At 61.0% G+C, this 24972-nt stretch carries 23 protein-coding genes; 15 read left to right on the forward strand and 8 right to left on the reverse strand.

Annotated features, from left to right (window positions below):
- Positions 1 to 50: 50 nt before the first annotated feature.
- Positions 51 to 959 carry a 50S ribosomal protein L3 N(5)-glutamine methyltransferase gene (gene prmB, locus L1O02_RS08990; protein WP_016962780.1) on the forward strand — a complete coding sequence of 303 codons (909 nt, stop codon included), beginning with the start codon at positions 51 to 53 and terminating at the stop codon, positions 957 to 959.
- Positions 960 to 1011: 52 nt separating this feature from the next.
- Here prmB and L1O02_RS08995 read toward each other — a convergent pair whose 3' ends face one another.
- Both L1O02_RS08995 and L1O02_RS09000 read right to left on the reverse strand, forming a co-directional pair.
- Complete coding sequence (locus tag L1O02_RS08995; RefSeq protein WP_060840486.1) at positions 1012 to 1803, reverse strand: hypothetical protein; 792 nt, start codon at positions 1801 to 1803, stop codon at positions 1012 to 1014.
- A 98-nt stretch (positions 1804 to 1901) separates the two neighbouring features.
- Positions 1902 to 2855 carry an alpha/beta fold hydrolase gene (locus L1O02_RS09000; protein WP_108546093.1) on the reverse strand — a complete coding sequence of 318 codons (954 nt, stop codon included), beginning with the start codon at positions 2853 to 2855 and terminating at the stop codon, positions 1902 to 1904.
- A 142-nt stretch (positions 2856 to 2997) separates the two neighbouring features.
- Here L1O02_RS09000 and aroC point away from each other — a divergent pair, with 142 nt between their 5' ends.
- The 3 genes from aroC to L1O02_RS09015 are packed head-to-tail and all read left to right on the forward strand — an operon-like array spanning position 2998 to position 5817.
- Complete coding sequence (aroC, locus tag L1O02_RS09005; protein ID WP_060844324.1) at positions 2998 to 4089, forward strand: chorismate synthase; 1092 nt, start codon at positions 2998 to 3000, stop codon at positions 4087 to 4089.
- A gap of 28 nt (positions 4090 to 4117) precedes the next feature.
- A complete protein-coding gene (locus L1O02_RS09010) occupies positions 4118 to 5275 on the forward strand; it encodes an MFS transporter (RefSeq protein WP_060844323.1) in 1158 nt (385 codons plus the stop codon).
- A complete protein-coding gene (locus tag L1O02_RS09015; protein WP_108546092.1) occupies positions 5272 to 5817 on the forward strand; it encodes an acireductone dioxygenase in 546 nt (181 codons plus the stop codon). The genes L1O02_RS09010 and L1O02_RS09015 overlap by 4 nt, the downstream gene beginning before the upstream one ends.
- Positions 5818 to 5886: 69 nt before the next feature.
- Here the strand turns inward: L1O02_RS09015 and L1O02_RS09020 are convergent, their stop codons facing one another.
- Positions 5887 to 6165, reverse strand: a complete 279-nt coding sequence (locus L1O02_RS09020) for a DUF3509 domain-containing protein (RefSeq protein WP_019093389.1) — start codon at positions 6163 to 6165, stop codon at positions 5887 to 5889.
- 679 nt (positions 6166 to 6844) lie between these two features.
- On the opposite strand from L1O02_RS09020, the gene L1O02_RS09025 reads away from it, so the two are divergent.
- The 9 genes from L1O02_RS09025 (at position 6845) to L1O02_RS09065 (ending at position 17984) form a co-directional block, all read left to right on the forward strand.
- Positions 6845 to 8683 carry a long-chain-acyl-CoA synthetase gene (locus tag L1O02_RS09025; RefSeq protein WP_060844322.1) on the forward strand — a complete coding sequence of 613 codons (1839 nt, stop codon included), beginning with the start codon at positions 6845 to 6847 and terminating at the stop codon, positions 8681 to 8683.
- 97 nt (positions 8684 to 8780) lie between these two features.
- Entirely contained in the window at positions 8781 to 9299 is a 519-nt protein-coding gene (locus L1O02_RS09030) for an ankyrin repeat domain-containing protein (RefSeq protein WP_060844321.1), read from the forward strand.
- Between the two features lie 114 nt (positions 9300 to 9413).
- Positions 9414 to 9944, forward strand: a complete 531-nt coding sequence (locus tag L1O02_RS09035) for a hypothetical protein (RefSeq protein WP_060840478.1) — start codon at positions 9414 to 9416, stop codon at positions 9942 to 9944.
- An 81-nt stretch (positions 9945 to 10025) separates the two neighbouring features.
- Positions 10026 to 10217: a PLD nuclease N-terminal domain-containing protein gene (locus L1O02_RS09040; protein WP_235759783.1), complete on the forward strand. Its 192-nt coding sequence runs from the start codon at positions 10026 to 10028 to the stop codon at positions 10215 to 10217.
- A gap of 313 nt (positions 10218 to 10530) precedes the next feature.
- Positions 10531 to 12618: an LTA synthase family protein gene (locus L1O02_RS09045; RefSeq protein WP_060840476.1), complete on the forward strand. Its 2088-nt coding sequence runs from the start codon at positions 10531 to 10533 to the stop codon at positions 12616 to 12618.
- A gap of 354 nt (positions 12619 to 12972) precedes the next feature.
- Complete coding sequence (locus tag L1O02_RS09050) at positions 12973 to 13494, forward strand: fimbrial protein (protein ID WP_082729923.1); 522 nt, start codon at positions 12973 to 12975, stop codon at positions 13492 to 13494.
- A 55-nt stretch (positions 13495 to 13549) separates the two neighbouring features.
- A complete protein-coding gene (locus L1O02_RS09055; RefSeq protein ID WP_060840475.1) occupies positions 13550 to 14290 on the forward strand; it encodes a fimbria/pilus periplasmic chaperone in 741 nt (246 codons plus the stop codon).
- A gap of 231 nt (positions 14291 to 14521) precedes the next feature.
- Entirely contained in the window at positions 14522 to 17014 is a 2493-nt protein-coding gene (locus L1O02_RS09060) for a fimbria/pilus outer membrane usher protein (protein WP_181321636.1), read from the forward strand.
- A 7-nt stretch (positions 17015 to 17021) separates the two neighbouring features.
- Positions 17022 to 17984 (forward strand): fimbrial protein, encoded by a 963-nt coding sequence (locus tag L1O02_RS09065; protein ID WP_235759784.1) that lies wholly within the window; start codon positions 17022 to 17024, stop codon positions 17982 to 17984.
- A 99-nt stretch (positions 17985 to 18083) separates the two neighbouring features.
- Here L1O02_RS09065 and L1O02_RS09070 read toward each other — a convergent pair whose 3' ends face one another.
- Positions 18084 to 18236: a DUF3309 family protein gene (locus L1O02_RS09070; RefSeq protein ID WP_007945780.1), complete on the reverse strand. Its 153-nt coding sequence runs from the start codon at positions 18234 to 18236 to the stop codon at positions 18084 to 18086.
- Between the two features lie 296 nt (positions 18237 to 18532).
- On the opposite strand from L1O02_RS09070, the gene L1O02_RS09075 reads away from it, so the two are divergent.
- Both L1O02_RS09075 and L1O02_RS09080 read left to right on the forward strand, forming a co-directional pair.
- Positions 18533 to 19348, forward strand: coding sequence for an SDR family oxidoreductase (locus tag L1O02_RS09075; RefSeq protein WP_235759785.1), 816 nt, complete (start codon positions 18533 to 18535; stop codon positions 19346 to 19348).
- A 64-nt stretch (positions 19349 to 19412) separates the two neighbouring features.
- Positions 19413 to 19745: a YnfA family protein gene (locus tag L1O02_RS09080; RefSeq protein ID WP_102860827.1), complete on the forward strand. Its 333-nt coding sequence runs from the start codon at positions 19413 to 19415 to the stop codon at positions 19743 to 19745.
- Positions 19746 to 19780: 35 nt separating this feature from the next.
- On the opposite strand, the gene L1O02_RS09085 is transcribed toward L1O02_RS09080, so the two are convergent.
- From L1O02_RS09085 to L1O02_RS09100, 4 genes are all read right to left on the reverse strand, one after another.
- On the reverse strand, positions 19781 to 20008 hold the full coding sequence (locus L1O02_RS09085; protein WP_025127101.1) for a YheU family protein: 228 nt from the start codon (positions 20006 to 20008) through the stop codon (positions 19781 to 19783).
- 85 nt (positions 20009 to 20093) lie between these two features.
- Positions 20094 to 21278, reverse strand: a complete 1185-nt coding sequence (locus L1O02_RS09090) for an osmoprotectant NAGGN system M42 family peptidase (RefSeq protein ID WP_235759786.1) — start codon at positions 21276 to 21278, stop codon at positions 20094 to 20096.
- Positions 21279 to 21400: 122 nt separating this feature from the next.
- The gene (gene ngg / locus L1O02_RS09095) at positions 21401 to 23146 is read right to left on the reverse strand and encodes an N-acetylglutaminylglutamine synthetase (protein WP_108546086.1); all 1746 of its coding nucleotides are present in this window, start codon (positions 23144 to 23146) and stop codon (positions 21401 to 21403) included.
- A 3-nt stretch (positions 23147 to 23149) separates the two neighbouring features.
- The gene (locus tag L1O02_RS09100) at positions 23150 to 24922 is read right to left on the reverse strand and encodes an N-acetylglutaminylglutamine amidotransferase (protein WP_108546085.1); all 1773 of its coding nucleotides are present in this window, start codon (positions 24920 to 24922) and stop codon (positions 23150 to 23152) included.
- Between the last annotated feature and the right edge of the window lie 50 nt (positions 24923 to 24972).

Below are 24972 nucleotides of genomic sequence, written 5' to 3' on the forward strand. Positions count from 1 at the left end.
AGGCGTTTTGGCTGGTAGTATTGCCGGTCGTTTTGTCAGGAGTCTGTCCCGTGATCACTTCCCGCCTGCGCACCTTGCGCGACCATATCCGCTGGGCTGTCAGCCGCTTTCATGGGGAGGATCTGTTCTTCGGCCATGGCACCGACAATGCCTGGGACGAGGCCCGCCAACTGGTGCTCGGTGCCTTGCACCTGCCTTGGGAAATTGCCGACAGCTATCTGGATTGCGCTTTGGAAGAGGACGAACTGGCCCACCTGCAGCACCTGCTCAAGCGGCGTATCGAAGAGCGGGTGCCCACCGCCTACCTGTTGGGCGAGGCCTGGTTCTGCGGCATGTCGTTCATCGTCGATGAGCGGGTGCTGATTCCCCGTTCCCCTATCGGCGAACTGATTGAAAAACGCTTTGAACCCTGGCTGGGCAACGAGCCGGCGCGGATTCTCGACCTGTGCACCGGCTCCGGCTGCATCGGTATCGCCTGCGCCTACGAATTCCGCGACGCCGAAGTGGTGCTGGCGGACCTGTCCTTCGAAGCGCTGGAAGTGGCCAATCAGAACATCGAGCGGCACGGCGTCGACGAGCGAGTGTTTACCGTTCAGGGCGATGGCTTCGATGGCTTGCCGGGGCAGCGCTTCGACTTGATCGTGTCCAACCCACCCTATGTCGATGCCGAAGACTTTGCCGACATGCCGGACGAGTACCAGCATGAACCCGAGCTGGGCCTGGCTTGTGGCGACGATGGCCTGAACCTGGTGCGCCGCATGCTCGCCGAAGCTGCCGATCATCTGACCGAGAAGGGACTGCTGATCGTCGAAGTGGGCAACAGCCAGGTTCACGTCGAGGCACTTTATCCGGAAGTGGATTTTGCCTGGCTCGACTTCGAGCGCGGTGGTCATGGCGTGTTCATGCTCACGGCAGAGCAGTGCCGCGAGCATCAGGCGCTGTTTGCTTCTCGCGTTTGAGTGATGGGCCGGCCCGCGTGATGCGGGCCTTGAGCCGTCAGCAGTATGCGACTCAGCGGTGCGTCGCAATCCAGATCAGCAGCCCCGCCTGGAATACCGCGAAGGCCACCAGGCAGGTGATGGTGAAGCGCAGGCCGGTGTCTTCACGTTTGTACTTGGTGACTTTCTCTTCCTGCTTGCGCAGATTGACTTCCAGCTCTTCCAGGTTCTGTTCGGCCTGCTGGAGCATCTGCGCCGCTTCCAGTATTTCCACGAACTGCAGCTTCTCGGTGTTCCACTGGCTCAGCAGCTCGCCTGCCTGGACATCCTTGACGCTGCCCTTGAGGTGTTGGGCGTCGGCATACACCACGTCGAAACCCTGGGTGCGCAACACATGATCGCGACGCAGGCGAGTGTCTTCGTTGAGGGCCTCCTTGTTGCCGAGGTCGAAGCCGTCCACGCGGTAATGCGGCCACTTCTTTTGCGCCCACTGCGCGGCCTGGGCTAGCAGGAAGCGCCCGATGCCGCGGTTCAGCGGTTCGATCTGCAGCCCACCCTCGGGCTCGAAGTACACCCGGCGGGTCTCGTGCTCCACCCAGACATCCAGGTGATTCTGTTCCTTGCGCACCCGCTGACCGGGCAGGCGGATCGTCATGCGCAGCAGGCTGTGCTCTTTGTTGTTGCGTTCGGCATAACCGAACTCGACAAAGCGCAAAGGCCGCACGCCGGTGGCGCGATCGGTCTTCAGGGGCGCCAGGCGCAGCATCTTGTGATGTTCGGCCTGAACGTCCGCCCACGGCAACGGCGGCGCTTCCGGGGCGACGGCTTCCTGCTCGGAGGCGGGTGAATTCGGGGTATCAGTCATAAGGGCAAGTCCTGTCCAATCGCTGCGCGCCGACAGCAATCGAACGGCCGGCAAAGACTTATCGGCCGTTTTTTTCAGGACTGGAGGGTAAAAACAGCCTAACGGGTGTGAAGTCCGTCAATAAAACTGATGATCGACCGGCCCAGTTCTGCCGCCAGGGGCAGTTGCGGGTCCCTGTAGGACGCCAGTTGGCGCTTGAGATCGTTGGGCACGATACGCATGACGTGGTTCATGCCGTCGATCAGGGTCAGTTGGGCGTCGGTTTTCGCCGCCTTGAGCACCCGGGCGTCGTCGACGCTGACCTGGATGTCGTTGCTGCCCTGAATGATCAGCGCCGGCATTTTCAGGCGAGCGAAGGCGGCGGCCGGGTCTTCGCGAAACAGGGTGATCAGATAGGGCTGTACGCTGGGGCGGAAGATCACTTGCAGGGCCGGCGGCACATCGCTGTCCACCTGGCCGGCCTTGAGGCTGTCCAGCAGTTCATTGCTGCGCACCATCAGTGCGGGTGGCAGGCGATAACTCAATTGCTGGCGCAGGACCTGATCCACGGGCCGGGCGGTGCCGGAGATGGATATCACCCCCGCGGCATCCAGTTGCGGTGCGGCGAGGCTGGCGATCAGCGCCCCCTCGCTGTGGCCCAGCACAATCAGTTGGCCCAGGCGCGGGTCGGCCTTGAGCTTCTTGCCCCAGGCCACGGCGTCGGCCACGTAGGCATCGAGCGTCAGGTTGCGTTCGTCCGGGGTCGCCGCGAGACTGGCCGCCACGCCGCGCTTGTCGTAGCGCACGCTGGCAATGTTGTGCTTGGCCAGGACCCAGGCCAGGCGCTTGAGGCTGTCGTTGCGTCCGCCGTCGGGATTGTTGCCGTCGCGGTCGGTGGGGCCCGAGCCGGAAATGATCAGCACCACCGGCACGGGTTGCTCGGACTTGGGCAGCAGCAACGAGCCATACAGCTCGCCGTGGCCGGTGTCCAGGCTGACGGGGCGTTGCAGGACGGTCGCCTGGACCAGGCCGGTGAACAGGGAAAGGCTCAAGAGAAGGGCTCGCAGCATCATCACGCCATCATGGATAAGGTGCCAGTTGGACTCAGGCAGCGGCAGAAGGTTCGAGGATGAACTAGTTGGGTAGCCTGCGTATACTTGCGCCCTTCAGTAATCCTGATTGAGTTATTTCGGCTGATTTCACGGAGCTCCCCGCATGTCCGGCAATACCTACGGCAAGCTGTTCACTGTCACCACCGCGGGCGAAAGCCATGGCCCGGCGTTGGTCGCCATTGTCGACGGCTGCCCGCCGGGTCTTGAGCTGTCCCTGGAGGATCTGCAGCGTGATCTGGACCGGCGCAAGCCCGGCACCAGTCGGCACACCACCCAGCGCCAGGAGCCCGACGAGGTCGAGATCCTTTCCGGAGTGTTCGAGGGCAAGACCACGGGCTGCGCCATCGGCCTGCTGATCCGCAACACCGACCAGAAGTCCAAGGACTATTCGGCGATCAAGGATCTGTTCCGTCCGGCTCACGCCGACTACACCTACCACCACAAGTACGGCATTCGCGACTACCGTGGCGGCGGTCGCAGCTCGGCGCGGGAAACCGCCATGCGCGTGGCGGCCGGAGCCATTGCCAAGAAATACCTGGCCACTCAGGGCATCGTGATCCGCGGCTACATGAGCCAGCTGGGGCCGATCGAGATTCCCTTCAAGACCTGGGATTCGGTGCAGGACAACGCCTTCTTCAGTCCCGATCCGGACAAGGTTCCGGAGCTTGAAGCCTACATGGACCAGTTGCGTCGAGATCAGGATTCGGTGGGAGCCAAGATCACCGTGGTGGCCGAAGGCGTGATGCCGGGCCTGGGCGAGCCGATCTTCGATCGTCTGGATGCCGAGCTGGCCCATGCGTTGATGAGCATCAATGCGGTCAAGGGCGTGGAAATCGGCGCCGGTTTCGCCTGCGTCGCCCAGCGCGGGACCGAGCACCGCGATGAACTGACCCCGCAAGGGTTCCTCAGCAATAACGCCGGCGGCATTCTGGGGGGCATTTCCTCGGGGCAACCGATCATCGCCCACCTGGCTCTCAAGCCGACGTCCAGCATCACCACGCCCGGGCGCTCGATCGACATCGATGGCAATCCGCTGGACGTGATCACCAAGGGCCGCCATGACCCCTGCGTGGGCATTCGCGCCACGCCGATCGCCGAAGCGATGATGGCCATCGTGCTGATGGATCACCTGCTGCGTCACCGCGGCCAGAATGCCGACGTGCGCGTCAGCACGCCGGTACTGGGTCAGCTGTAATGGCGGTTCTGCCAGTCGCCACGGCCTGATGGCCGGGGCGGCGCTGCCGTACTGGCGGCTTTCCAGTTTCTACCTGTTCTACTTCGCCCTGCTGGGGTCGACCGCGCCGTTCCTGGCGTTGTATTTCGATCATTTGGGTTTTTCCAGCGCGCGGATCGGCGAGCTGGTGGCCATTCCCATGCTCATGCGTTGCGTGGCGCCCAACCTGTGGGGCTGGCTCGGTGATTACACCGGCCGGCGCCTGGCAATCGTGCGTTTTGGCGCGTTCTGTACCCTGGTCTGTTTCTCCCTGATCTTCGTCAGCAAGAGCTACGCCTGGCTGGCGATGGTCATGGCGCTGCATGCCTTTTTCTGGCATGCGGTACTGCCACAGTTCGAGGTGATTACCCTGGCGCATCTGCAAGGGCAGGCCTCTCGCTACAGCCAGATCCGTCTCTGGGGCTCCATCGGTTTCATCCTTACGGTGGTCGCGATGGGCCGCCTGTTCGAGTGGCTGAGCCTGGATATCTATCCCGTGGCGCTGGTGATGATCATGGCGGGGATCGTGCTCAGCAGCCTGTGGGTGCCCAATGCCCGCCCCGTGGTCCAGGGGTCGCGTCTGGCCGGGGACGGCTTTCTCCAGCAGTTGCGCGGTCCCGGTGTGCTGGCGTTCTACCTGTGCGTGGCGCTGATGCAGATGAGCCACGGGCCGTATTACACCTTCCTGACTCTGCACCTGGAACGTTTGGGCTATACCCGCGGCTTGATCGGCATGCTCTGGGCCCTGGGAGTGGTGGCCGAGGTGCTGATGTTTCTGGCAATGAGCCGGATTCTCGCGCGGTTTTCCGTGCGTCGGGTGCTGTTGGCGAGTTTTCTGTTGGCGGCGCTGCGCTGGTTGCTGCTGGGCAGTCTGGCGGAGTATCTCGGGGTGCTGTTGTTGGCGCAGGTGCTGCACGCGGCCACCTTCGGCAGTTTTCACGCCGCGGCCATTCATTTTGTCCAACGCAGTTTCGGTGCGCGCCAGCAAGGCCAGGGGCAGGCGTTGTATGCCGCCCTGGCCGGAACTGGTGGTGCGCTGGGGGCCTTGTATGCCGGCTACAGCTGGAACGTCCTGGGCGCCACATTGACCTTTAGTATTGCCAGCGTCGCCGCCATGGCCGCAGCCGTTATCATTGCCACCCGCATGCAAGAGGAGTTGCCGTCATGAGCAGCCTGTCCGTCTACCACGTATCCAGCCCGGACCTGCCGAACAAGGTTCTGACCCATTTCGACGATATCGCGGCGACCCTGGCCGAGCAGGGCATTCGCTTCGAGCGCTGGCCCGCCACCACCCGCATCGTGCCGGGCGCCAGCCAGCAAGAGGTGATCGACGCCTATCGCGAGCAGATCGACCGGTTGATGACCGAGCAGGGGTATCTCAGCGCCGACGTGATCAGCCTCAACCGCGACCACCCACAGAAAGCCGAACTGCGCGCCAGCTTTCTCGACGAACATCGTCATGGCGAGGATGAAGTGCGATTTTTCGTGGCCGGACGCGGTCTGTTTTCCTTGCACATCGACGACTACGTCTATGCCGTGCTCTGCGAAAGAAATGACCTGATCTCGCTGCCTGCGGGCACTGCGCATTGGTTCGATATGGGCGAGGAGCCGAATCTGGTGGCCATCCGCCTATTCAATAACCCGCAAGGCTGGGTTGCCAATCCGACCGGCGATCCCATCGCCAGCCAGTTCCCGCGGCTGGAAGACTAGGCGCGGGGAACAACGACCACAGGCCGGCCCACGCAACGTGGGCCGGCCAGTCGAACCATGGCAGCAGGCTTACGCGCTGTGGTAGGTCGGCAGGGCGAAGCGGTTCTGGCTTTGCAGCATGGAAATCTGAGGCAGCTCACTGGCCTGTTCGGCCAGATCCCGACGAATCGCGCTGATGACCCAGGACAGTTGGTCGGCGGCATGCAGCTGCGCGTAGGAAATCGAACGCTTGAACTGTTTGCCTTCGCTGTTGCGCAGGGTCAGCAGGATGCCGCCGTCGGGACGAGGCTGGGTGGTGACTTCGAAGTTGGAGAACAGGGAGGAGAATTTTTCTTGGATCAGGCTCATGTCTATCAGCTCCGTTAGCTCTTGAAGGGCAAGCGTGAACGGATAGGTGCAGCGATTGTGCCAGTATTGATATTTTAAAAAATCCTTTCAAATCAATTGGTTATATTTTTCATTGAAATCCTGATTCGTGCAAATTGCATGAAAGGCCATCGTGCATCCTGCATTTTGCAGGTTGGTGGCGGGGCAGGGCGGGCGTAGGTACAGAGGTGTGACCACAGGCTGGGGCGGAAAATTCAATCGCTGATGCAAGGTTTCAGGCCTCTGCCGAATCCCGCCGCAGAGATACAAAAGTTTGCAAAAACCCCGTGTACAGTCTCGCGACGGCTGACGTATTTTCCAGCCAGTCACGCCGTTTCAAGTCGGCCTTGGCACCTTGCCGAAGACCGTTGAGAGGCGTTTCTGCGACATGGAATGGTGGGGCGCGATCTTGGCGATCCAGCCCGCCAGATAATAAAAATACCAGGACGCCCTCCATGAACGGTCCCACCGCATCGATGCCGGTGCTGTCAGCAGCGCCGCGCTTGTCCTTTCTCTGTCCCGCCCCGGGAGCCATCCACCGTCCCTGCTTGCCCGTTGCCGACACCCGGGGCGCGGCGCCCGGTTGAGCCCTGTTCCGGCCCTTGTCACGCCCGACCCGTCTGGTCGGGGCACAGACTGTTGTCTTCGAACCGGAGCACGCATGAACAAGCACAAGAGCGACATGATCACCTGGGGCATGATGCTGCGTAAGCTGCCTTCCATTGCCAGGGCGCTGCCGCGGGTGGTGCGTGGCGTCAGGGCGGGAAATATCGACAAGCCTGATCAGGCCTGTGGCCTGGGCTGGAGCTTCGAGCAGGCGACCCGGCGCAATCCCGATGGGCCGGCCTTGTTGTATGGCGATCGGATCCTCAGCTATTCCCAGGTCAATCAGTGGGCCAACCGTATCGCCGCCTACCTGCAGGATCGAGGCATCGGCAAGGGCGATGTGCTGGCAATCTTCATCGAGAACCGCCCGGAACTGCTGGTCACGGTGCTGGCGGTGGCCAAGCTCGGGGGGATCTGCGCGATGCTCAACACGGCCCAGACCCACAGCGTGCTGGCGCATAGCCTGGAGCTGGTGAGGCCGGCGGGGATCATGCTGGGCGGTGAGTTGCTGGCGGCCTACGGGGCGGTGCGCGAGCAGGTGGGGATCGACCCGCAGCGCACCTGGTTCGTGGCCGATCAGGACACTTTCGCTGATCCGGGCACTGCCCCGGACGGGATGCTCAACCTGATGGGCGAGAGTGCCGGTTATCCCGCCGACAATCTGCAGCAGACTCAGCAGATCTTCTTCAATGACCCCTGCTTCTATATCTATACCTCCGGCACTACGGGCCTGCCCAAGGCGGGGATCTTCAAGCATGGGCGCTGGATGCGCACATCCGCCGGTTTCGGCACCATCGCCCTGGATATGCAACCCGACGACGTGGTGTATTGCACCTTGCCGCTGTATCACGCCACCGGGTTGTGCGTGTGCTGGGGCTCGGCCATCACCGGGGCGTCGGGATTCGCCATTCGGCGCAAGTTCAGCGCCAGTCAGTTCTGGGACGATGCGCGTCGCTACAAGGCGACGACCCTGGGCTATGTCGGTGAGCTGTGTCGCTACCTGATCGATCAGCCAGGCAGTGCGCAGGACACCGAGCATGGTGTGTTGAAGATGATCGGCAACGGCCTGCGGCCGGGAGTCTGGAGCGAGTTCAAGCAGCGTTTTGGCGTCGGTCATGTCTGTGAGCTGTACGCGGCCAGCGACGGCAATATCGGCTTCAGCAATATCCTCAACTTCGACAACACGGTGGGGTTTTCCCTGATTCCCTGGGCGTTGGTGGAATATGCCCACGACACCGGGGCACCATTGCGCAACAGCCAGGGCTTCATGCAGAAGGTGGCCAAGGGCGGCCAGGGCCTGCTGTTGGCGAAGATCGACGACAAGGCGCCGCTGGATGGCTACACCGATCCGGAAAAGAACCTCAAGGTGATCCTCAAGGATGTGTTCGAGAAGGGCGATTGCTACTTCAACACCGGTGACTTGCTGCGCGACATCGGGTTTGGCCATGTGCAGTTCGTCGATCGGCTGGGGGACACCTATCGCTGGAAGGGCGAGAACGTTTCCACCACCGAGGTGGAGAACATTCTCCTAGGGCATCCACAGATTGCCGAAGTGGTGGCCTATGGCGTTGAAATCCATAACACCAACGGCCGGGCGGGGATGGTGGCGATCACGCCCGCGGAGTCCCTGGCGACCCTGGATTTCGGCGAATTGTTGCAATTTGCCCGGCAGCAGATGCCGGCGTATGCCGTGCCGCTGTTTCTGCGGATCAAGGTGAAGATGGACACCACCGGCACGTTCAAATATCAGAAAAGCCGCCTCAAGGAGCAGGCATTCGACCTGGAGCAGGTGGCCGATGATCCGATCTATGCCTGGTTGCCGGGGTCGGACACTTACGTGCGGCTGACCCCGCCGATTCTGGCGGACATTCAGGCCGGACGCCTGCGTTATTGATTGTGTCTATGGCGCTTCTTGGGAAAAAAGGGATGACAGGCCGCGGCCGGCTTGGGGACACTAGCGCCTTTCCGATTTGCCGAACCTGGAGTTTCCGATGACCGACAAAAGCCGCCAGATGACTGAAGAAGAGGCCGCCCAGTTTGTCGAACAGGTATTCAACGTGGCCCGTCAGGGTGACGCACAGATGCTCGACAAGCTGGCGGCCAGTGGCCTGCCGGTCAACCTGCGCAACCACAAGGGCGACACCTTGCTGATGCTGGCCGCCTATCACGGGCATGTCGACGCCGTGCAGGTGCTGCTCAAGCACAACGCCGATCCCGAGATTCGCAACGACAATGGCCAGAGCCCGATAGCCGGCGCTGCCTTCAAGGGCGACCTGGCGGTGGTCAAGGCCTTGGTGGAGGGCGGCGCGCAAGTGGAAGGTTCGTCCTTTGACGGGCGTACTGCGCTGATGATGGCGGCGATGTTCAACCGCTGCGAAATCGTCACCTACCTGATCAGCCAGGGCGCCGATCCCAAGGCGCGCGACAGCAATGGTGTCAGTGCCCTGGAAGCCGCCAGGACCATGGGCGCGGTGGACACCGCCGCACAGCTGGAAAAACTCCTGGCCTGAGCCGTCAAGGCCCGAGGGGCGAGGGCGCCGGGTGCACCTCACAGGCGTAGGTCTGGCCGCGCACTTTAGGCTATCCTTCGCGCCCTCGAATTTCCTTGCCTACAGGATGTGCCCATGAAAACCGCCCTTATCGAACTCATCAGCAAAATCAGCTCCGGGTGCATGGGCGACGCCGAGATCCAGCAGATCGCCGACGAAGCGGCCCAGGCCTACGCCGATCCCCAGGCGTTCCTGGCGGCCAACCCGGACATCAACTATGACGACAGCTTCCCCATTCCCCTGGGCGAGTGGGTGGTGGTCGGCAGCTTGCCCGATACCGTGCTGTTTCAGGCCGACACTTATGTCGATCTGTTTGCACAGATCGTCGCTTCCTTCGGCAAGGACGTGCCTTTCAACATCAAGCCCAAGCAACTGGCGAAGATCGAAGCCCTGACGGCCTTGAACCGCATCCAGATCCAGATGGGCAGCATGAACCCGGAAAACGGCGGCTATGTGCTGATGAATTTCAGCCAGTTGCTCGATGACGAGCTGCAGATGGTGCTGGTCTACGGCCATGACCTGCCGCGAGTGCTTGAGCTGTGTGCCGAGGTCGGGATCGCCGCGGCGCCGGCCCTGGAAGCGCTGAAGATTGCCGTGCACGTCTGAGCGGGTCTCCGTGCAATACAGGGGAACCCCGAAGGTGGGCGGCTATCCTAAGGAGGCACACCATCATTTGGGAGCGACACCATGGGTTCCACCTTCAATGGCCTGATTGGCCTGATCATTCTGGCCCTGGATATCTGGGCCCTCATCAACGTGCTGAAAAGTGGCGCCGAAACCGGGATGAAGATCCTGTGGGTGCTGTTGATCATCTTCCTGCCGGTTTTGGGGTTGATCATCTGGGCCATTGCCGGGCCGCGAGGCAATGTGCGGCTCTGACCCGTGAAGGTTGCAAGATGAAGAAAAGGGCCGTCAGGCCCTTTTTGTGTGACTAAACATGCGTTAAACGAAATTTTCACAAAGCCTCAAAGACAATTCGCCGGCGTTTTTCCCCTGGTGTAAATCCCTGCCATCTGTTGTTCCAGAGCCGTAGGAGGTGGGCTGGTCGGTAGTGCCCACTAATCAATGGCAATGCCTTCAGTGATCGTGCAACATCTGCGCACCGCGTAATCCCCGTCGCCCTGGCGACAAAAAGAGGGCAGAACGCCGCTTTTTCTTTGCAACTTAAACTTCCAATGGGTCCTAAAACGACATGGCAAACTCGGATGCCCTGAGTCAGCAGCGATCCTCGAATCGCTTGCTGCAACCGACCGTTAAATCCCATCTGGCCTACACGCTGCTGTGCGCGCTGGTCGTGATGGTGATGCTCTCTTTGTTGCGCGTTGCGCTGCTGATCTACAACCGCGAGATGATTCTCGACACCCCGGCTTCGACCTTTCTTGAGGCGTTCGCCAATGGGCTGCGTTTTGACCTGCGGCTGGTGGTCTATCTCAGCGTTCCGCTGATCCTGGCGCTGACCAGTGCCCGGGCCATGGCGGCGCGCGGACTGTTGCGCTTCTGGCTGACGGTGACTTCCAGCATCGCGCTGTTCCTCGGCCTGATGGAGATGGACTTCTACCGTGAATTCCACCAGCGCCTCAACGGCCTGGTCTTTCAGTACGTGAAAGAAGATCCGAAAACCGTGATGAGCATGCTCTGGTACGGTTTCCCGGTGGTTCGCTACCTGCTGGCCTGGGCTGTGGGGACCTGGATTCTCAGCCTGGCATTCAAGGGCGCTGACCGTGCCACTCGGCCCCGTGGCCCGTTCAGCGGAGGCAATGTCGGTACGCGGCAGATTGCGCCCTGGTATGCGCGCATCGCGGTGTTCGTGGTCTGCCTGCTGATCTGTGTGGTCGCCGCCCGTGGCACGCTGCGGCAGGGCCCGCCCATGCGTTGGGGCGACGTCTACACCACCGAGTCGAACTTCGCCAACCAGCTGGGCCTCAACGGCACTCTGCAGTTGATGGCGGCCGCCAAGGATCGCCTGTCCGAAGACCGCAACAATATCTGGAAGGCGACCCTGCCTCAGCCACTGGCTCAGCAGACCGTACGCGACATGCTGCTGGTGCCGAACGACAAGCTGGTGGATGCGGACATCGCCGCCGTGCGCCGTAACTACAGCCCGGATGCGGACAAGACCCTGCCGATCAAGAACGTCGTGGTGATCCTGATGGAAAGCTTCGCCGGGCACTCGGTCGGTGCTCTGGAGCGTCCGGGTCAGATCACCCCTTATTTCGACAAGCTGTCGAAGGAAGGCCTGCTGTTCGATCGCTTCTTCTCCAACGGCACCCATACCCACCAGGGCATGTTCGCCACCATGGCTTGCTTCCCCAACCTGCCGGGCTTCGAGTACCTGATGCAGACCCCGGAAGGCAGCCACAAGCTGTCCGGCTTGCCGCAGCTGCTCAGCGCCCGCAAGTACGACGATGTGTATGTCTATAACGGTGATTTCGCCTGGGACAACCAGTCGGGGTTCTTTGGCAACCAGGGCATGACCAACTTCGTCGGCCGCAATGACTTCGTCAATCCGGTGTTCTCCGACCCGACCTGGGGTGTGTCCGACCAGGACATGTTCAACCGGGGCCTGGAAGAGTTGAAGGCCCGTGATGGCAAGGGGCCGTTCTACGCCCTGCTGCAAACCCTGTCCAACCACACCCCCTATGCGTTGCCGACACCATTGCCCGTGGAGAAGGTCACCGACCGTGGCAGCCTCAACGAGCACCTGACCGCCATGCGCTACTCCGACTGGGCGCTGGGCCAGTTCTTCGAGAAGGCGCGCAAGGAGCCGTACTTCAAGGAAACGCTGTTTGTCGTGGTCGGCGACCACGGTTTTGGCAATGAGCAACAGATCACGGAAATGGACCTGGGCCGTTTCAACGTGCCGATGCTGATGATCGCACCCGGTATCCAGGAGAAGTTCGGCCAGCGCGACCACACCGTGGGCACGCAGATCGATATCGTGCCGACCATCATGGGCCGCCTCGGTGGTGATGTGTTGCACCAGTGCTGGGGGCGTGACCTGCTCAACCTGCCCGAAGGCGACAAGGGCTTTGGCGTGATCAAGCCGTCGGGTAGCGATCAGACCGTGGCGCTGCTGACGGCGGATCGGGTGCTGGTCCTGCCCAAGGAAATGCCGCCCAGGCTGTACAAGTACGAACTGGGTGCAGCACCCGGAGGCGAGCTGATTTCCGGAGCCGCCGATGAGGCGCAGCTCAAGCAGAAGCTGGAATCCTTCCTGCAGACGGCGACCAAGAGCCTGATCGACAACACCGCCGGCGTGGTCAACGGCAAGCCGGATTGACCCTTGGACTTGTCGGCGCTTGTAGAGCGTTGGCAAGACCTTGCTGAGAAAGAAAACACCCCTGATGGGGTGTTTTTTTTTGCCTGTCGACAGATGAGGCCATTGATTTGTCTTGAGGTATTTCCCGTTCTTCTTGGGAAAAGTTTCTCGGTGATTAGTCGATTTCTCGCGTTTAAATGGGAAATTTCTTGGATTTTAGGATTCATCTGATGTTAGCCAATACAACAGACTGTAATGATCGCATCCGCTTCGGCCCGGACGGATACGCACAAAGCTCCAGATCTGGCACGCAGCATTGATTGTTGAATGGTGTGGTCGGCAGTACGCCACGATGATGGGTAAATGGAGAATTAAATGAAAAAGTTTCGTTTGGCGGCGGGTGTTGTATCGGCTCTATTCTTCGCGGCAAACAGTGCTTTTGCATATGATGTGCTGCTTACATTTGAGGGTAAGGTTGTACCCACGACATGTAAGGTAGACGGGCTTTCTGAAATTAAACTTAATCCTGTGAGTACAAGTGCTCTGAAAAGCTCGGGTGATTTTGCAGGTGCGAGTCCTTTTACTATTCATGTGTCGGGGTGTGATGCTACTAAGTTAAAAGGAAAGTTTAGTTTTGAGTTTCCTAAAGTGGACGCTAAAACAGGCGCTCTTATAAACAGTGCTCCAGGTGGTTCCACGGCTCAGATCCAACTGCTTGATCATGGAAGTAATCCTATTCATCTACTGGCCTCATTTGCTCAAGAGCCGTTTGCGCCCGTGGTTGCAAATGAAAGTGAGGCGCGATTTGCATTCGCTGCTCGGTACTTGGCAGGTGAAGACCCAGTGACTGCAGGGGACGTTAAAGCCGAACTGACCTTTGATCTTGTTTACGAGTGAAATCAAAGCCTTGAAGCCTGAGCTTCGAGGCTTAATCCTGTGAGCGATAGAGTCCATGTTTTGTTGTTTCATTTCACGTCTGATCACTTGTATCGCTATTTTGCTGTGTTCTCTATCCGTCCAGGCCAGCGTGGTGGTTGATGCCACGCGAATTGTCTATCCAGCCAAGGAGCGCGAGGTTTCTCTCAGGCTGAGCAATCAGGGGCAACAAGCGGCGCTGGTACAGACCTGGATCGACGATGGCCGCGTCGATGCCAAGCCGGATGAGGTGGATACACCTTTCATGGTGACGCCGCCCATGGTGCGGATCGATCCCGACAAGGGGCAGTCGCTGCGGATTGCCTTTGTACCGTCAACTCATTTGCCCAAGGATCGTGAGTCGGTGTTCTGGCTCAATGTGCTGGATGTACCCCCACTGGCGAGTGCGCAGGTCGGCAATCACATGCAACTGGCGTTTCGTACGCGTCTGAAGTTGTTTTTCCGCCCTGCGGATCTTCCGGGAAGTTCCACTGAAAGTGCGGAAAAACTGCGCTGGAATTTATCCAAGTCTGGCAAGGATACTGTCTTGCAGGTGCACAATGATGGAGCCTTTCATGTGTCTTTCAAGTCGGTTGAGTTAAAGCTCAAAGATGGTCGGGCTGTAACAGTAGAAAGTCATATGGTTGCTCCAAAATCATCTGCTGATTTTGTTTTTGAACAAACACCCAAGGCCTCCGAGGTCGGGGTGGGTGTGATGTACGAATGGATCAACGATTTTGGAGTCAATGTGCGCGTTGAGGCCAAGCTGCAACAATAAAATACTCCAGAAAAAGCTCTTGGTTTTATCCCCTGCTTAATGTTCGTGCCGAGGCATTTGCCTCGGTATTTTCGTCATTGACCCATCGTACTGACTGTTCGGGCAGGTTAGATGAGTGCTTTGTCAAAAAAGTTGCTGTTACTTGTGAGTTGCGTACTTGCTTACTCTAGAAAGTGTTTGGTTGTGCGTGATGGTTTTATTCTGGGCAGCATGACGCTGATCGGATCGTGGATGGTTATTGATGTCAGCGCGGCTGACGAGCCGATTCGTTTCAATCCGGCGTTCTTTGGCAACAGTCGTGGAGAAACGCTGGACCTGTCCAGGTATGAGCAAGGTAATCCGCTGACGCCCGGGACTTATCGGCTTGATGTGTATCTCAATCAAAACCGGGTTGGGACTCAAGAGATCCTGCTCAGGACCGTGGCCGATGGTTCAAGGGTCGAGCCCTGCCTGCCACCCGCTTTGCTGGAGCAACTGGGCGTTGATTTCACCCGGCTGCCCGAGGACCAGGTCAACCGGGCCCGCGCCGCCGAGTGCCTGGGGCCCGACGAAATGGTGCCTCAGGGGCGCCTGGAAGTGGACATGGCCGACTTGCGCGCTGATCTGTCCATTCCTCAGTTGTACCTGAGCCGGACCCAGCGCGGTTATGTGTCGTCCAAAGAGTGGGATGCGGGGGTCAATGCAGGCTTTCTCGGCTACAGCAACAACCTGTCCGAGAACCGTAGCAACGGACAGCGCAGTCGCCAGTTTTATAGCGGCCTCAATACGGGGCTCAACCTGGGCCAATGGCGCCTGCGACACAATGGCTCCTACAGTTATGACGATCAGTCAGGTTCCGGCGGTCGCAGCCAGTACAACGCCTTGAGCAGCTATGTGCAGCGCGATATCACCGCAGCCCAGGCCCAGCTGACCTTGGGGGAGTTCTATACCCCCGGCAATCTGTTCGACAGCTTTTCCTTTACCGGCGTACAACTGCGCAGCGATGAGCGCATGTTGCCTGATTCGATGCGTGGGTTTGCGCCCGTGGTGCGTGGCGTCGCCGATACCACCGCCAAGGTCAGCGTGCGTCAGGGCCAGAACCTGTTGCATGAAACTACGGTGCCCCCGGGGCCGTTTGCCATCGATGACCTGAACAGCGCGGGCTACGCCGGTGACCTCAATGTCACCATCACCGAAGCCGATGGGCGGACCAAAAGTTTTGTGGTGCCCTATGCCTCGATGGCGCAGTTACTGCGGCCCGGCAGTTCGCGCTTCAGCCTGAGTGCCGGACGCTACCGCGATGACAGCCTGGATACGCTGCCCGGTTTTGTCCAGGGAACCTATCAGTACGGCTTGTCCAATCTGTGGACCGGTTATGGCGGCAGTATCCTGGCTCAGGATTATCGGGCCTGGCAGGGCGGCGTGGCCTTGAGCACTTCCCTGGGAGCGGTGGCGCTGGATCTGACCCATTCCCAGGCCTCGGGCTTGAACGATTCAGAGGCTGACGGCCCCACGCAACTCAGTGGTCGCAGCCTGCGCTTGTCGTACAACAAGCTGATTGAAACCACTGCCACCAACTTCAGCGTGGCGGCCTATCGGTTCTCCAGTGAGGGTTATCTGAACTTCGACGAGTACGCTCGCCTGCGGGACAGCCCGTCGCAAGACCGGTCGTTCAAGCAACGCAGTCGGCTGCAGTTGAGCCTGAGTCAGCCGATAGGCGAGCGCATGGGGCAGTTGAACTTTTCCGGTCTGGCGCAGGATTACTGGAGTCGCGATCAGGGGCGGGATCTGAGCTATCAGGTGGGGTACTCCAACAGTTACAGCTGGGGAAGTTTCAGTTTCAGCGCCGCCCGCACCCGCAGCGCAGGGGGCAGCATGGACAATCAATACCTGCTCAGTATCAGTTTGCCTCTGGGACGCAGCCGCTATTCACCCTACCTGAGCTCGTCCATCAACTACGACGCCAGCGGCAATCACGGCGTCAATAGCTCCTTGAGTGGCAGTCTCGGCGAAAACGCCCAGGTCGGTTACAGCCTCTACGGTTCACGTGATCGTTATGCGGGGCAAAGCAACAGCAACTATGGCGGCAACCTGCGTTATGACGCGGCCCATGCCAACTACAACCTGAGCGCCAGCCGTGGCCAGAACTATCAGCAAGCCAGCTTCGCCATGCAAGGCACTCTGGTCGCCCACCCGGGCGGCATCAACGCCACCTCGGGGCAGGGCGAAACCATGGCGGTACTCGAAGCCGCCGGGGCCAAAGGGGCTCAGGTCCTGAGTAACGCCAACACGCGGATCGCTGATAACGGTTATGCAGTCGTGACCGGACTTACGCCTTATCGACGCAACGATATGGCCCTGGACCCTAAGGGCACTTCTCGGGATGTCGAGCTGGAGATGACCTCGCAACAGACAGCTCCGCGTGCGGGGGCGGTGGTCATGCTGCGTTATCCGACCGTGGTGGGGACGGCCGTGCTGCTCAAACTGGTACGCGATGATGGCCAGATGATCCCCTTGGGCGCGCAAGTTCTCGGTGCCAATGGGGAGGTGTTGACGCAGGTCGGACAGGGCGGCCGAGCCTTTGTTCGGGGATTGGAAGGTCAGGGGCAGTTGTTGATTCAGTGGGGGGCAGGGCAGAGTTGCCTGGCCTCTTATCGCATGCCCAGCGCCCCCTCCTCGAATGACGAGTATTACCAGCAATTGGAGTTGCCCTGCCATAAGGGCGGCGCAAACTTAAACAGGTAGGTAAGGGATGAGTATCAAAGTCCTGCTCAACAATCGATGGTCCTTAATCGCGTGGTTACTGCTTGCCACCATTTATGGCAATCACGCTCTGGCCACATGCACCGGAAAACCATTGTCGACACCCTTCACCAGTGCCGACTTCGCCATGCTCAAGCCTCCGCGCGATATTCCGGTGGGCAGCACTATCCTGGTCAAGGAGATAGACCAGGGCAACACCACCATGACCTGTAGTGGCAACGGGCTCTGGTTTGACTACGGCTTTGTCGGGGGCGCCACCAAGACCGCCTTTGAGCATGTCTATGAGACGGGAGTGCCGGGGATTGGCATGCGGATCTACTGGTACAACGAGGGCGGTGTTTACATGGAATGGCCCAGGTTCGAGCGTCGGTTGAACGCCACCACCTATTCACCGCCGCATAAGTTCAAGTTCGAACTGGTGAAGACCGGCACCATCAGCTCGGGAAAGTTCATCGATCACAAGATCGAGATTTATTATCACAACCAATTGAGCAATAAGATTTCGTTCAATAACGTGTCCTACACCGCTCAGAGCAGGGGTTGTACTGTCGCCCGTCCGGTGCAAACGGTCACCATGCCCACTGTTCCGCTGGGCAAGTTCGAGCCGGATGCCACTCCGATCGGCCCCAAGTCGTTTGCGATCGATCTTAAGTGTGACAAAGGCGTCAAGGTTGCCTATTACATCACCGGGCTCAATACCGACCTGCATATTTTAAAAAACAGCGTGGGGAAAGGCATGGCCAAGGGTGTGGGCCTGATCCTGGTTCAAGGTGATGCCAGCAGCCAGACCCAGCAAATGTTTGGCACCCGCACTGAGTTCAAGACTTCGCAAACTACTGTCGATGACGAAAGACTCAGTATCCCGCTCACTGCCTTTTACATTCAGTACGGTCCGGAAGTAACGGCAGGCGATGTCCTGGCCAACGCCACGGTGACGTTCATGTATGAATGAACGGGGGTTCTTCACTCGTCTGTGAACCCTGCCCAGCGTCCTGTCGTCAGGACGCTGGCTGTTTCAGTAGTCAGTTCACGCTAAAGCGGTCTGGCTGATTCAAATCCTGCCCAGCAGCAATAACACCAAGAGCACCACCAGCACGACGCCGATGATTCCCGAAGGGCCATAACCCCAACTTCTGGAGTGGGGGAATACAGGCAGGCCGCCAATCAGCAGCAAAATCAGAATGACGATCAGAATGGTGCCCATGGTGGTTTCCTTGAATTGAATAGAGTTGAACAACGCAGTTGTTCAAGGACAACTTGGCTTTATGAATAAAGCCAAGCGCTTAATAAATCCGACTCTGCGCCTATCGAGATAATTCCAAATTTTTTAATGTATTGCGCTGCCCGGGTTATTTCCTTTGCGTCTGTCATCGGTCGCGCGGCACCGTGCACCCGGCCAGTGGTTTGCCCGGGGCATTCAGCAGCCTGATGGTGCGTGGGTGGCGCAGGGGCCTTCGCTACACTGCGGCCCATCTTCCCCGGAACAACAAGGCAACTCTTATGCACAATCGCATGATGATCACTGGCGCGGGCTCCGGCCTGGGTCGCGAAATCGCTTTGCGCTGGGCCCGCGATGGCTGGCGGCTGGCCTTGTCCGATGTCAGCGAAGCGGGTCTGCAGGAAACCCTGAAACGGGTCCGCGAAGCTGGTGGCGACGGCTTCGTGCAGCGCTGCGACGTGCGTGACTACAGCCAGTTGACGGCGTTTGCCCAGGCTTGCGAAGTCAAGTTCGGCGGCATCGACATCATCGTCAACAACGCCGGTGTGGCTTCGGGCGGTTTCTTCAGCGAGCTGTCCCTGGAGGATTGGGACTGGCAGATCGCGATCAACCTGATGGGCGTGGTCAAGGGCTGCAAGGCCTTTCTGCCGCTGCTGGAACAGAGCAAGGGCAAAATCATCAACATCGCCTCCATGGCCGCCTTGATGCAGGGCCCGGCCATGAGCAACTACAACGTGGCCAAGGCCGGCGTGGTGGCGCTGTCCGAGAGCCTGCTGGTCGAGCTGGCGCAGCAGGAAGTCGGCGTGCACGTGGTCTGCCCGTCGTTCTTCCAGACCAACCTGCTGGATTCCTTCCGTGGTCCGACCCCGGCCATGAAGGCCCAGGTGGGCAAATTGCTGGAAAGCTCGCCGATTACCGCCGCCCAGATTGCCGATTACATCCACACCCAGGTCAACGCCGGCCAGTTCATGATCCTGCCCCACGAGCAGGGACGCATGGCCTGGGCCCTGAAGCAGCAGACCCCTCAGGCGCTGTACGACGAAATGACCCTGATGGCCGACAAGATGCGCGCCAAGGCCAAACAGAGCGCTCCTTGAGCTTGCTCCACCCCCTTGGCCTCGTTAGGGTTGCCGGCACCTGGCAATCCTGACGAGACCTTGCATGCTCAATTACCTGTGGTTCTTCCTCGCCGCGCTGTTTGAAATCGCCGGCTGCTATGCCTTCTGGATGTGGCTGCGCCAGGGCAAGAGCGCCTTGTGGGTGATTCCCGCCCTGATCAGCCTGACCCTGTTCGCCCTGCTGCTGACCAAAGTCGAAGCCACTTACGCCGGACGCGCCTATGCCGCCTACGGTGGCATCTACATCGTTGCGTCCATTGGCTGGCTGGCGGTGGTGGAGCGGGTGCGGCCCCTGGGCTCGGACTGGCTGGGGCTGTTGCTGTGTGTGATCGGGGCCAGTGTGATTCTGTTCGGCCCGCGCTTTTCCAACGGTTGAGCATCCCGGCCCAAAGGTTTGGGCCGGTCCAGGCATCAGTCGAACAGCTCCTTGGGCACGTCGTGCTTGAGCATCAACTGGCACTGTTCGCTGTCCGGATCGAAAACGATCACCGCCTGGCCCTTGCTCAGGGCCTGACGAACCCGCAGCACACGGGTTTCCAGAGGCGTCTCATCGCCGTTGTCGGTGCCCTCGCGGGTGACGAAGTCTTCGATCAGACGGGTCAGGGTGTCGACTTCAAGTTGGTCGTGGGGAATCAGCATGGGGGCCTCCGAAAAACAATCCCGGATGCTACTGCGCCCGGGGCCGTGCCGCCAGTTGTAGCGCGCACAAACCCCGGGTCGCGGTTCAGGACCTGGTGCCCACCAGGCTGTCTACCGAGGGCACCCGAGTGTCGCTTTCCATCTGGGTGTCGTGTTCCAGCTGATGACTGAAGCGGTCCAGGGAACCCTGGGCCGGTTGTGCATCGCTGGCAAACACCGGCGGGCTGAGAATGTAGGCGCTGAGCAAGCGGCTGAGCGCCGCCAGGCTGTCAATGTGGGTGCGTTCGTAGCCGTGGGTGGCGTCGCAACCGAAGGCCAGCAAGGCGGTGCGAATGTCATGGCCGGCGGTGACCGCCGAATGGGCGTCGCTGAAGTAGTAGCGGAACAGGTCGCGGCGCACCGGCAACTCGTGCTCGGCAGCCAGGCGCAGCAGGTGCCGGGACAGGTGATAGTCGTAAGGGCCGCCGGAGTCCTGCATGGCCACGCTGACCGCGTGTTCGCTGGAGTGCTGGCCCGGGGCGACCGGGGCGATGTCGATGCCGACGAATTCACTGACGTCCCAGGGCAGGGCCGCCGCCGCGCCGCTGCCGGTTTCCTCGGTGATGGTGAACAGCGGGTGGCAATCGATCATCAACGACTCACCGCTGTCGACGATGGCCTTGAGCGCTGCCAGCAGGGCGGCGACGCCGGCCTTGTCATCCAGGTGCCGGGCGCTGATGTGGCCGCTTTCGGTGAACTCCGGCAGCGGGTCGAAGGCGACAAAGTCGCCCACGCCTATACCTAAGGATTCGCAATCGGCGCGGGTGGTGCAGTAGGCGTCCAGGCGCAGTTCGATATGGTCCCAACTGATGGGCAGCTCATCCACCGCCGTGTTGAAGGCGTGGCCGGAGGCCATCAACGGCAGCACGCTGCCGCGCAATACGCCGTTGTCGGTGAACAGGCTGACCCGGCTACCCTCGGCAAAGCGGCTGGACCAGCAGCCCACCGGGGCCAGGGTCAGGCGGCCGTTGTCTTTCACCGCGCGAACGCTGGCACCGATGGTGTCCAGGTGCGCGGACACCGCCCGGTCCGGGCTGTTCTTCTGGCCCTTGAGGGTGGCGCGGATGGTGCCGCGCCGGGTCAGCTCGAAGGGAATGCCCAGTTCTTCCAGGCGTTCGGCAACGTAACGCACGATGGTGTCGGTAAAGCCGGTGGGGCTGGGAATGGCGAGCATTTCCAGAAGGACTTTCTGCAGGTAAGCGAGATCGGGCTGGGGAATCTGACGGGTCATGGAAACTCCGGATGAAAAAGGCCATCGATGGTTTCGATGAGGCAGTGAGAGGCCTGAAGAGGGCTTTCGCTGGCAAGCCAGCTCCTACGAATGAAGGTAGGAGCCGGCTGGCCGGTGAAGGATCAAGGCGCAGGTTGGCTGTGGGGAAACAGCAGGTCGATAAAACGCTCGGCAGTGGGTTGCGGGTCGTGGTTGGCCAGCCCGGCGCGTTCGTTGGCCTCGATGAACACATAGTCCGGCTGGTCCGCCGCGGGCACCAGCAGATCCAGGCCGACCACCGGAATGTCCAGGGCCCGGGCCGCGCGGATGGCGGCGTCGGCCAGGGCCGGATGGAGGAGGCTGGTGACGTCTTCCAGGGTGCCGCCGGTGTGCAGGTTGGCGGTGCGTCGGACGAACAGCCGCTCCCCGGCCGGCAGCACGCTGTTGTAGTCGTAACCGGCGGCATGCAGGGTGCGCTGGGTTTCCTGGTCCAGGGGGATCTTGCTTTCGCCGCCGGTGGCCGCCTGGCGTCGGCGGCTGCGGGCCTCGATCAACGCGCCAATGGAGTGCTGGCCGTCGCCGATGATCTCGGCGGGACGGCGAATGGCCGCGGCCACCACTTCAAAGCCGATCACCAGGATGCGCAGGTCCAGCCCTTCGTGGAAGCTTTCCAGTAACACTCGGCTGTCAAAGCGGCGGGCTTGGTCGATGGCGCGCTGCACCTCTTCAATCGTGCTCAGATCCACGGCCACGCCTTGTCCCTGTTCTCCGTCCAACGGCTTGACCACCACTCGCTGGTGCTCGTCGAGAAACTCCAGGTTGTCGTCGGCGTTGCCCGCCCGTTGCTGGGCGGGCAGCTTCAGGCCGGCCTCTTTGAGCACCTTGTGGGTCAGGCTCTTGTCCTGGCACAGGCTCATGCTGATGGCACTGGTCAGGTCGCTCAGGGATTCCCGGCAGCGCACCCGGCGACCGCCGTGGCTGAGGGTGAACAGCCCGGCGTCGGCGTCATCCACCTGGACATCGATGCCACGGCGATGGGCCTCCTCGACGATGATCCGGGCATAGGGGTTGAAGTCCGCCTGGGGCCCGGGGCCGAGGAACAGCGGCTGGTTGATGCCGTTCTTGCGCTTGATGGCAAAGGTCGACAGGGTGCGAAAGCCCAGCTTGGCGTAGAGGCTCTTGGCCTGGCGGTTGTCGTGCAGCACCGACAGGTCCAGATAGCTCAGGCCGCGGCTCATGAAGTGTTCGATCAGATGCCGCACCAGCACTTCGCCCACGCCCGGGCGGCTGCAATCGGGGTCCACCGCCAGGCACCAGAGGCTGCTGCCGTGCTCCGGGTCCTGGAAGGCCTTGTGATGATCAAGGCCCATGACGCTGCCGATCACCGCGCCGCTGTCCTGGTCTTCGGCCAGCCAGTACACCGGACCGCCCTGATGGCGCGGGGTCAGCCGTTGCGGGTCGATGGGCAGCATGCCCCGTGCCTGGTACAGGCGGTTGATGGCCTGCCAGTCGGACTCGCTTTGCGCGCGACGGATGCGGAAGCCGCGAAACACCCGGGTGGCCTGGCGGTAGTCGCTGAACCACAGGCGCAGGGTGTCGGAAGGGTCGAGGAACAGCTGCGTCGGTTCCAGGCCCAGCACCTGCTGCGGCGCGGCCACATACAGAGCAATGTCGCGTTCACCGGGCTGCTCGTTGAGCAGTTCCGCGGCGAGGCTGCCGGGATCGGGAAAGGTGTGGCCGATCAGCAGTCGGCCCCAGCCGCAGTGCAGGGCAATGGGGGCGTTGCCGGGTTCGCTGCCGTCTTCGGCAAAGCGCGCTTGCAGACGTTCATAGGAGGGCGCCTGGCCGCGCAGCAGGCGTTGGCTGTAAGCCGTGGCATTGGCTTTCATCGGTCAGATTCCTTGTTCGCTGAGCCACAGGTTCAAGGCCGCCAGTTGCCACAGCTTGGAGCCGCGCAGTGGGGTCAGTTGGCCCTGGGGATCGGTCAGCAGGCGATCGAGCATGGCCGGGTTGAACAGGCCGCGATCCTGGCTCGGGTCCAGCAGCAGTTCACGCACCCAGTTCAGGGTGTCGCCCTGCAAATGCTTGAGGCCCGGCACCGGGAAGTAGCCTTTCTTGCGGTCGATGACCGCGCTGGGGATCACCCGCCGCGCCGCTTCCTTGAGCACCTGCTTGCCGCCGTCCGGCAGCTTGAAGCGTGCCGGCACCCGGGCCGACAGCTCCACCAGGCGGTAGTCGAGGAAGGGCGTGCGCGCCTCCAGGCCCCAGGCCATGGTCATGTTATCCACACGTTTGACCGGGTCATCCACTAGCATCACCGTGCTGTCCAGGCGCAGGGCCTTGTCCATAGGCGCGTCGGCGCCGGGTTGGGCGAAATGCTCGCGGACGAAGTCGCCGGCGGCGTCGTGTGCCGTCAGCCATTGCGGCTGCACGGTGGCCGCGTAGTCGTCGTAGCTGCGATCGAAGAAGGCCGCACGGTAGGCAGCATACGGGTCGCTGGCGCCGTCTACCTGCGGGTACCAGTGGTAGCCGGCGAACAGTTCGTCGGCGCCTTGGCCGCTTTGCACCACCTTGCAGTGCTTGGCCACTTCTCGGGACAACAAATAGAAGGCGATGCAATCGTGGCTGACCATCGGTTCGCTCATGGCGCGGAACGCCGCCGGCAACTGGTCGATGATCTCGCCCTCGTCGATGCGCAACTGGTGATGCCGGGTGCCGTAGTGGCGGGCAATCAGGTCCGAGTACTGGAACTCGTCGCCGCGTTCGCCGCCGGCATCCTCGAAGCCGATGGAGAAGGTCGACAGGTCGTCCACCCCGACGTCTCGCAGCAGGCCCACCAGCAGGCTGGAATCGACACCGCCGGACAGCAGCACGCCGACATCCACCGCCGCCCGCTGACGGATGGCCACTGCCTCGCGGGTGCTATCGAGCACCCGGTCAGTCCAGTCTTCCAGGGTCAGCTGGGTTTCGTCGGCACGGGGGCCGTAGGGCAGGGACCACCAGGTCTGCTGGTCGGTGCGGCCGTCGGCTTCGATGCGCATCCAGGTGGCCGGTGGCAGTTTCTCGATGCCCGCCAGCAAGGTGCGGGGCGCCGGCACCACGGCGTGGAAGTTCAGGTAGTGATTGAGCGCCACCGGATCGAGAATCGGGTTGATGTCGCCGCCCTTGAGCAAGGCCGGCAGGGCTGAGGCGAAGCGCAGGCGCTGGCCGGTGCGCGACAGGTACAGAGGCTTGACCCCGAGGCGGTCGCGGGCGATGAACAGGCGCTGGGCGTCGCGCTCCCAGATGGCGAAGGCGAACATGCCGTTGAGCTTGGGCAGCAGGTCGGCGCCCCAGGCGTGATAGCCCTTGAGCAGCACTTCGGTGTCACCGCCGGAATGGAAGGCGTAGCCCCGGGCTTCCAGTTCGGCGCGCAATTCGGGGAAGTTGTAGATCGCGCCGTTGAAGGCCAGGGACAGGCCCAGTTGGTTGTCGATCATGGGCTGCGCCGAGCCGTCCGACAGGTCCATGATTTTCAGTCGTCGATGGCCCAGGGCGATCGGGCCCTGGCTGTGAAAGCCCCAGGCGTCGGGGCCACGGGGGGCCAGGTGATGAGTGATTCGTTCAACCGCTGCCAGGTCGGCAGGTTGATGATCAAAGCGTAATTCGCCAGCTAATCCGCACATAAGTCCTTACCGGTTTTTCCGTTGGGGAGAGTCGATCCGCAGTCGCCAAA

Source organism: Pseudomonas sp. BC42 (assembly GCF_021560055.1).
Lineage (GTDB): Bacteria > Pseudomonadota > Gammaproteobacteria > Pseudomonadales > Pseudomonadaceae > Aquipseudomonas.

What these genes read in the sequence shown, in the direction of transcription:
- L1O02_RS09080 (WP_102860827.1), top strand. Translation starts at nt 19,413, where the DNA reads ATGCTCAATTACCTGTGGTTCTTCCTCGCCGCGCTGTTTGAAATCGCC.
- L1O02_RS09025 (WP_060844322.1), top strand. Translation starts at nt 6,845, where the DNA reads ATGAACAAGCACAAGAGCGACATGATCACCTGGGGCATGATGCTGCGT.
- L1O02_RS09015 (WP_108546092.1), top strand. Translation starts at nt 5,272, where the DNA reads ATGAGCAGCCTGTCCGTCTACCACGTATCCAGCCCGGACCTGCCGAAC.
- L1O02_RS09070 (WP_007945780.1), bottom strand. Translation starts at nt 18,236, where the DNA reads ATGGGCACCATTCTGATCGTCATTCTGATTTTGCTGCTGATTGGCGGC.
- aroC (WP_060844324.1), top strand. Translation starts at nt 2,998, where the DNA reads ATGTCCGGCAATACCTACGGCAAGCTGTTCACTGTCACCACCGCGGGC.
- L1O02_RS09010 (WP_060844323.1), top strand. Translation starts at nt 4,118, where the DNA reads ATGGCCGGGGCGGCGCTGCCGTACTGGCGGCTTTCCAGTTTCTACCTG.
- L1O02_RS09030 (WP_060844321.1), top strand. Translation starts at nt 8,781, where the DNA reads ATGACCGACAAAAGCCGCCAGATGACTGAAGAAGAGGCCGCCCAGTTT.
- L1O02_RS09065 (WP_235759784.1), top strand. Translation starts at nt 17,022, where the DNA reads ATGAGTATCAAAGTCCTGCTCAACAATCGATGGTCCTTAATCGCGTGG.
- L1O02_RS08995 (WP_060840486.1), bottom strand. Translation starts at nt 1,803, where the DNA reads ATGACTGATACCCCGAATTCACCCGCCTCCGAGCAGGAAGCCGTCGCC.
- L1O02_RS09085 (WP_025127101.1), bottom strand. Translation starts at nt 20,008, where the DNA reads ATGCTGATTCCCCACGACCAACTTGAAGTCGACACCCTGACCCGTCTG.
- L1O02_RS09040 (WP_235759783.1), top strand. Translation starts at nt 10,026, where the DNA reads ATGGGTTCCACCTTCAATGGCCTGATTGGCCTGATCATTCTGGCCCTG.
- L1O02_RS09075 (WP_235759785.1), top strand. Translation starts at nt 18,533, where the DNA reads ATGCACAATCGCATGATGATCACTGGCGCGGGCTCCGGCCTGGGTCGC.
- L1O02_RS09090 (WP_235759786.1), bottom strand. Translation starts at nt 21,278, where the DNA reads ATGACCCGTCAGATTCCCCAGCCCGATCTCGCTTACCTGCAGAAAGTC.
- L1O02_RS09020 (WP_019093389.1), bottom strand. Translation starts at nt 6,165, where the DNA reads ATGAGCCTGATCCAAGAAAAATTCTCCTCCCTGTTCTCCAACTTCGAA.
- L1O02_RS09100 (WP_108546085.1), bottom strand. Translation starts at nt 24,922, where the DNA reads ATGTGCGGATTAGCTGGCGAATTACGCTTTGATCATCAACCTGCCGAC.
- L1O02_RS09050 (WP_082729923.1), top strand. Translation starts at nt 12,973, where the DNA reads ATGAAAAAGTTTCGTTTGGCGGCGGGTGTTGTATCGGCTCTATTCTTC.
- ngg (WP_108546086.1), bottom strand. Translation starts at nt 23,146, where the DNA reads ATGAAAGCCAATGCCACGGCTTACAGCCAACGCCTGCTGCGCGGCCAG.
- L1O02_RS09060 (WP_181321636.1), top strand. Translation starts at nt 14,522, where the DNA reads ATGGTTATTGATGTCAGCGCGGCTGACGAGCCGATTCGTTTCAATCCG.
- L1O02_RS09045 (WP_060840476.1), top strand. Translation starts at nt 10,531, where the DNA reads ATGGCAAACTCGGATGCCCTGAGTCAGCAGCGATCCTCGAATCGCTTG.
- L1O02_RS09035 (WP_060840478.1), top strand. Translation starts at nt 9,414, where the DNA reads ATGAAAACCGCCCTTATCGAACTCATCAGCAAAATCAGCTCCGGGTGC.
- L1O02_RS09000 (WP_108546093.1), bottom strand. Translation starts at nt 2,855, where the DNA reads ATGATGCTGCGAGCCCTTCTCTTGAGCCTTTCCCTGTTCACCGGCCTG.
- L1O02_RS09055 (WP_060840475.1), top strand. Translation starts at nt 13,550, where the DNA reads ATGTTTTGTTGTTTCATTTCACGTCTGATCACTTGTATCGCTATTTTG.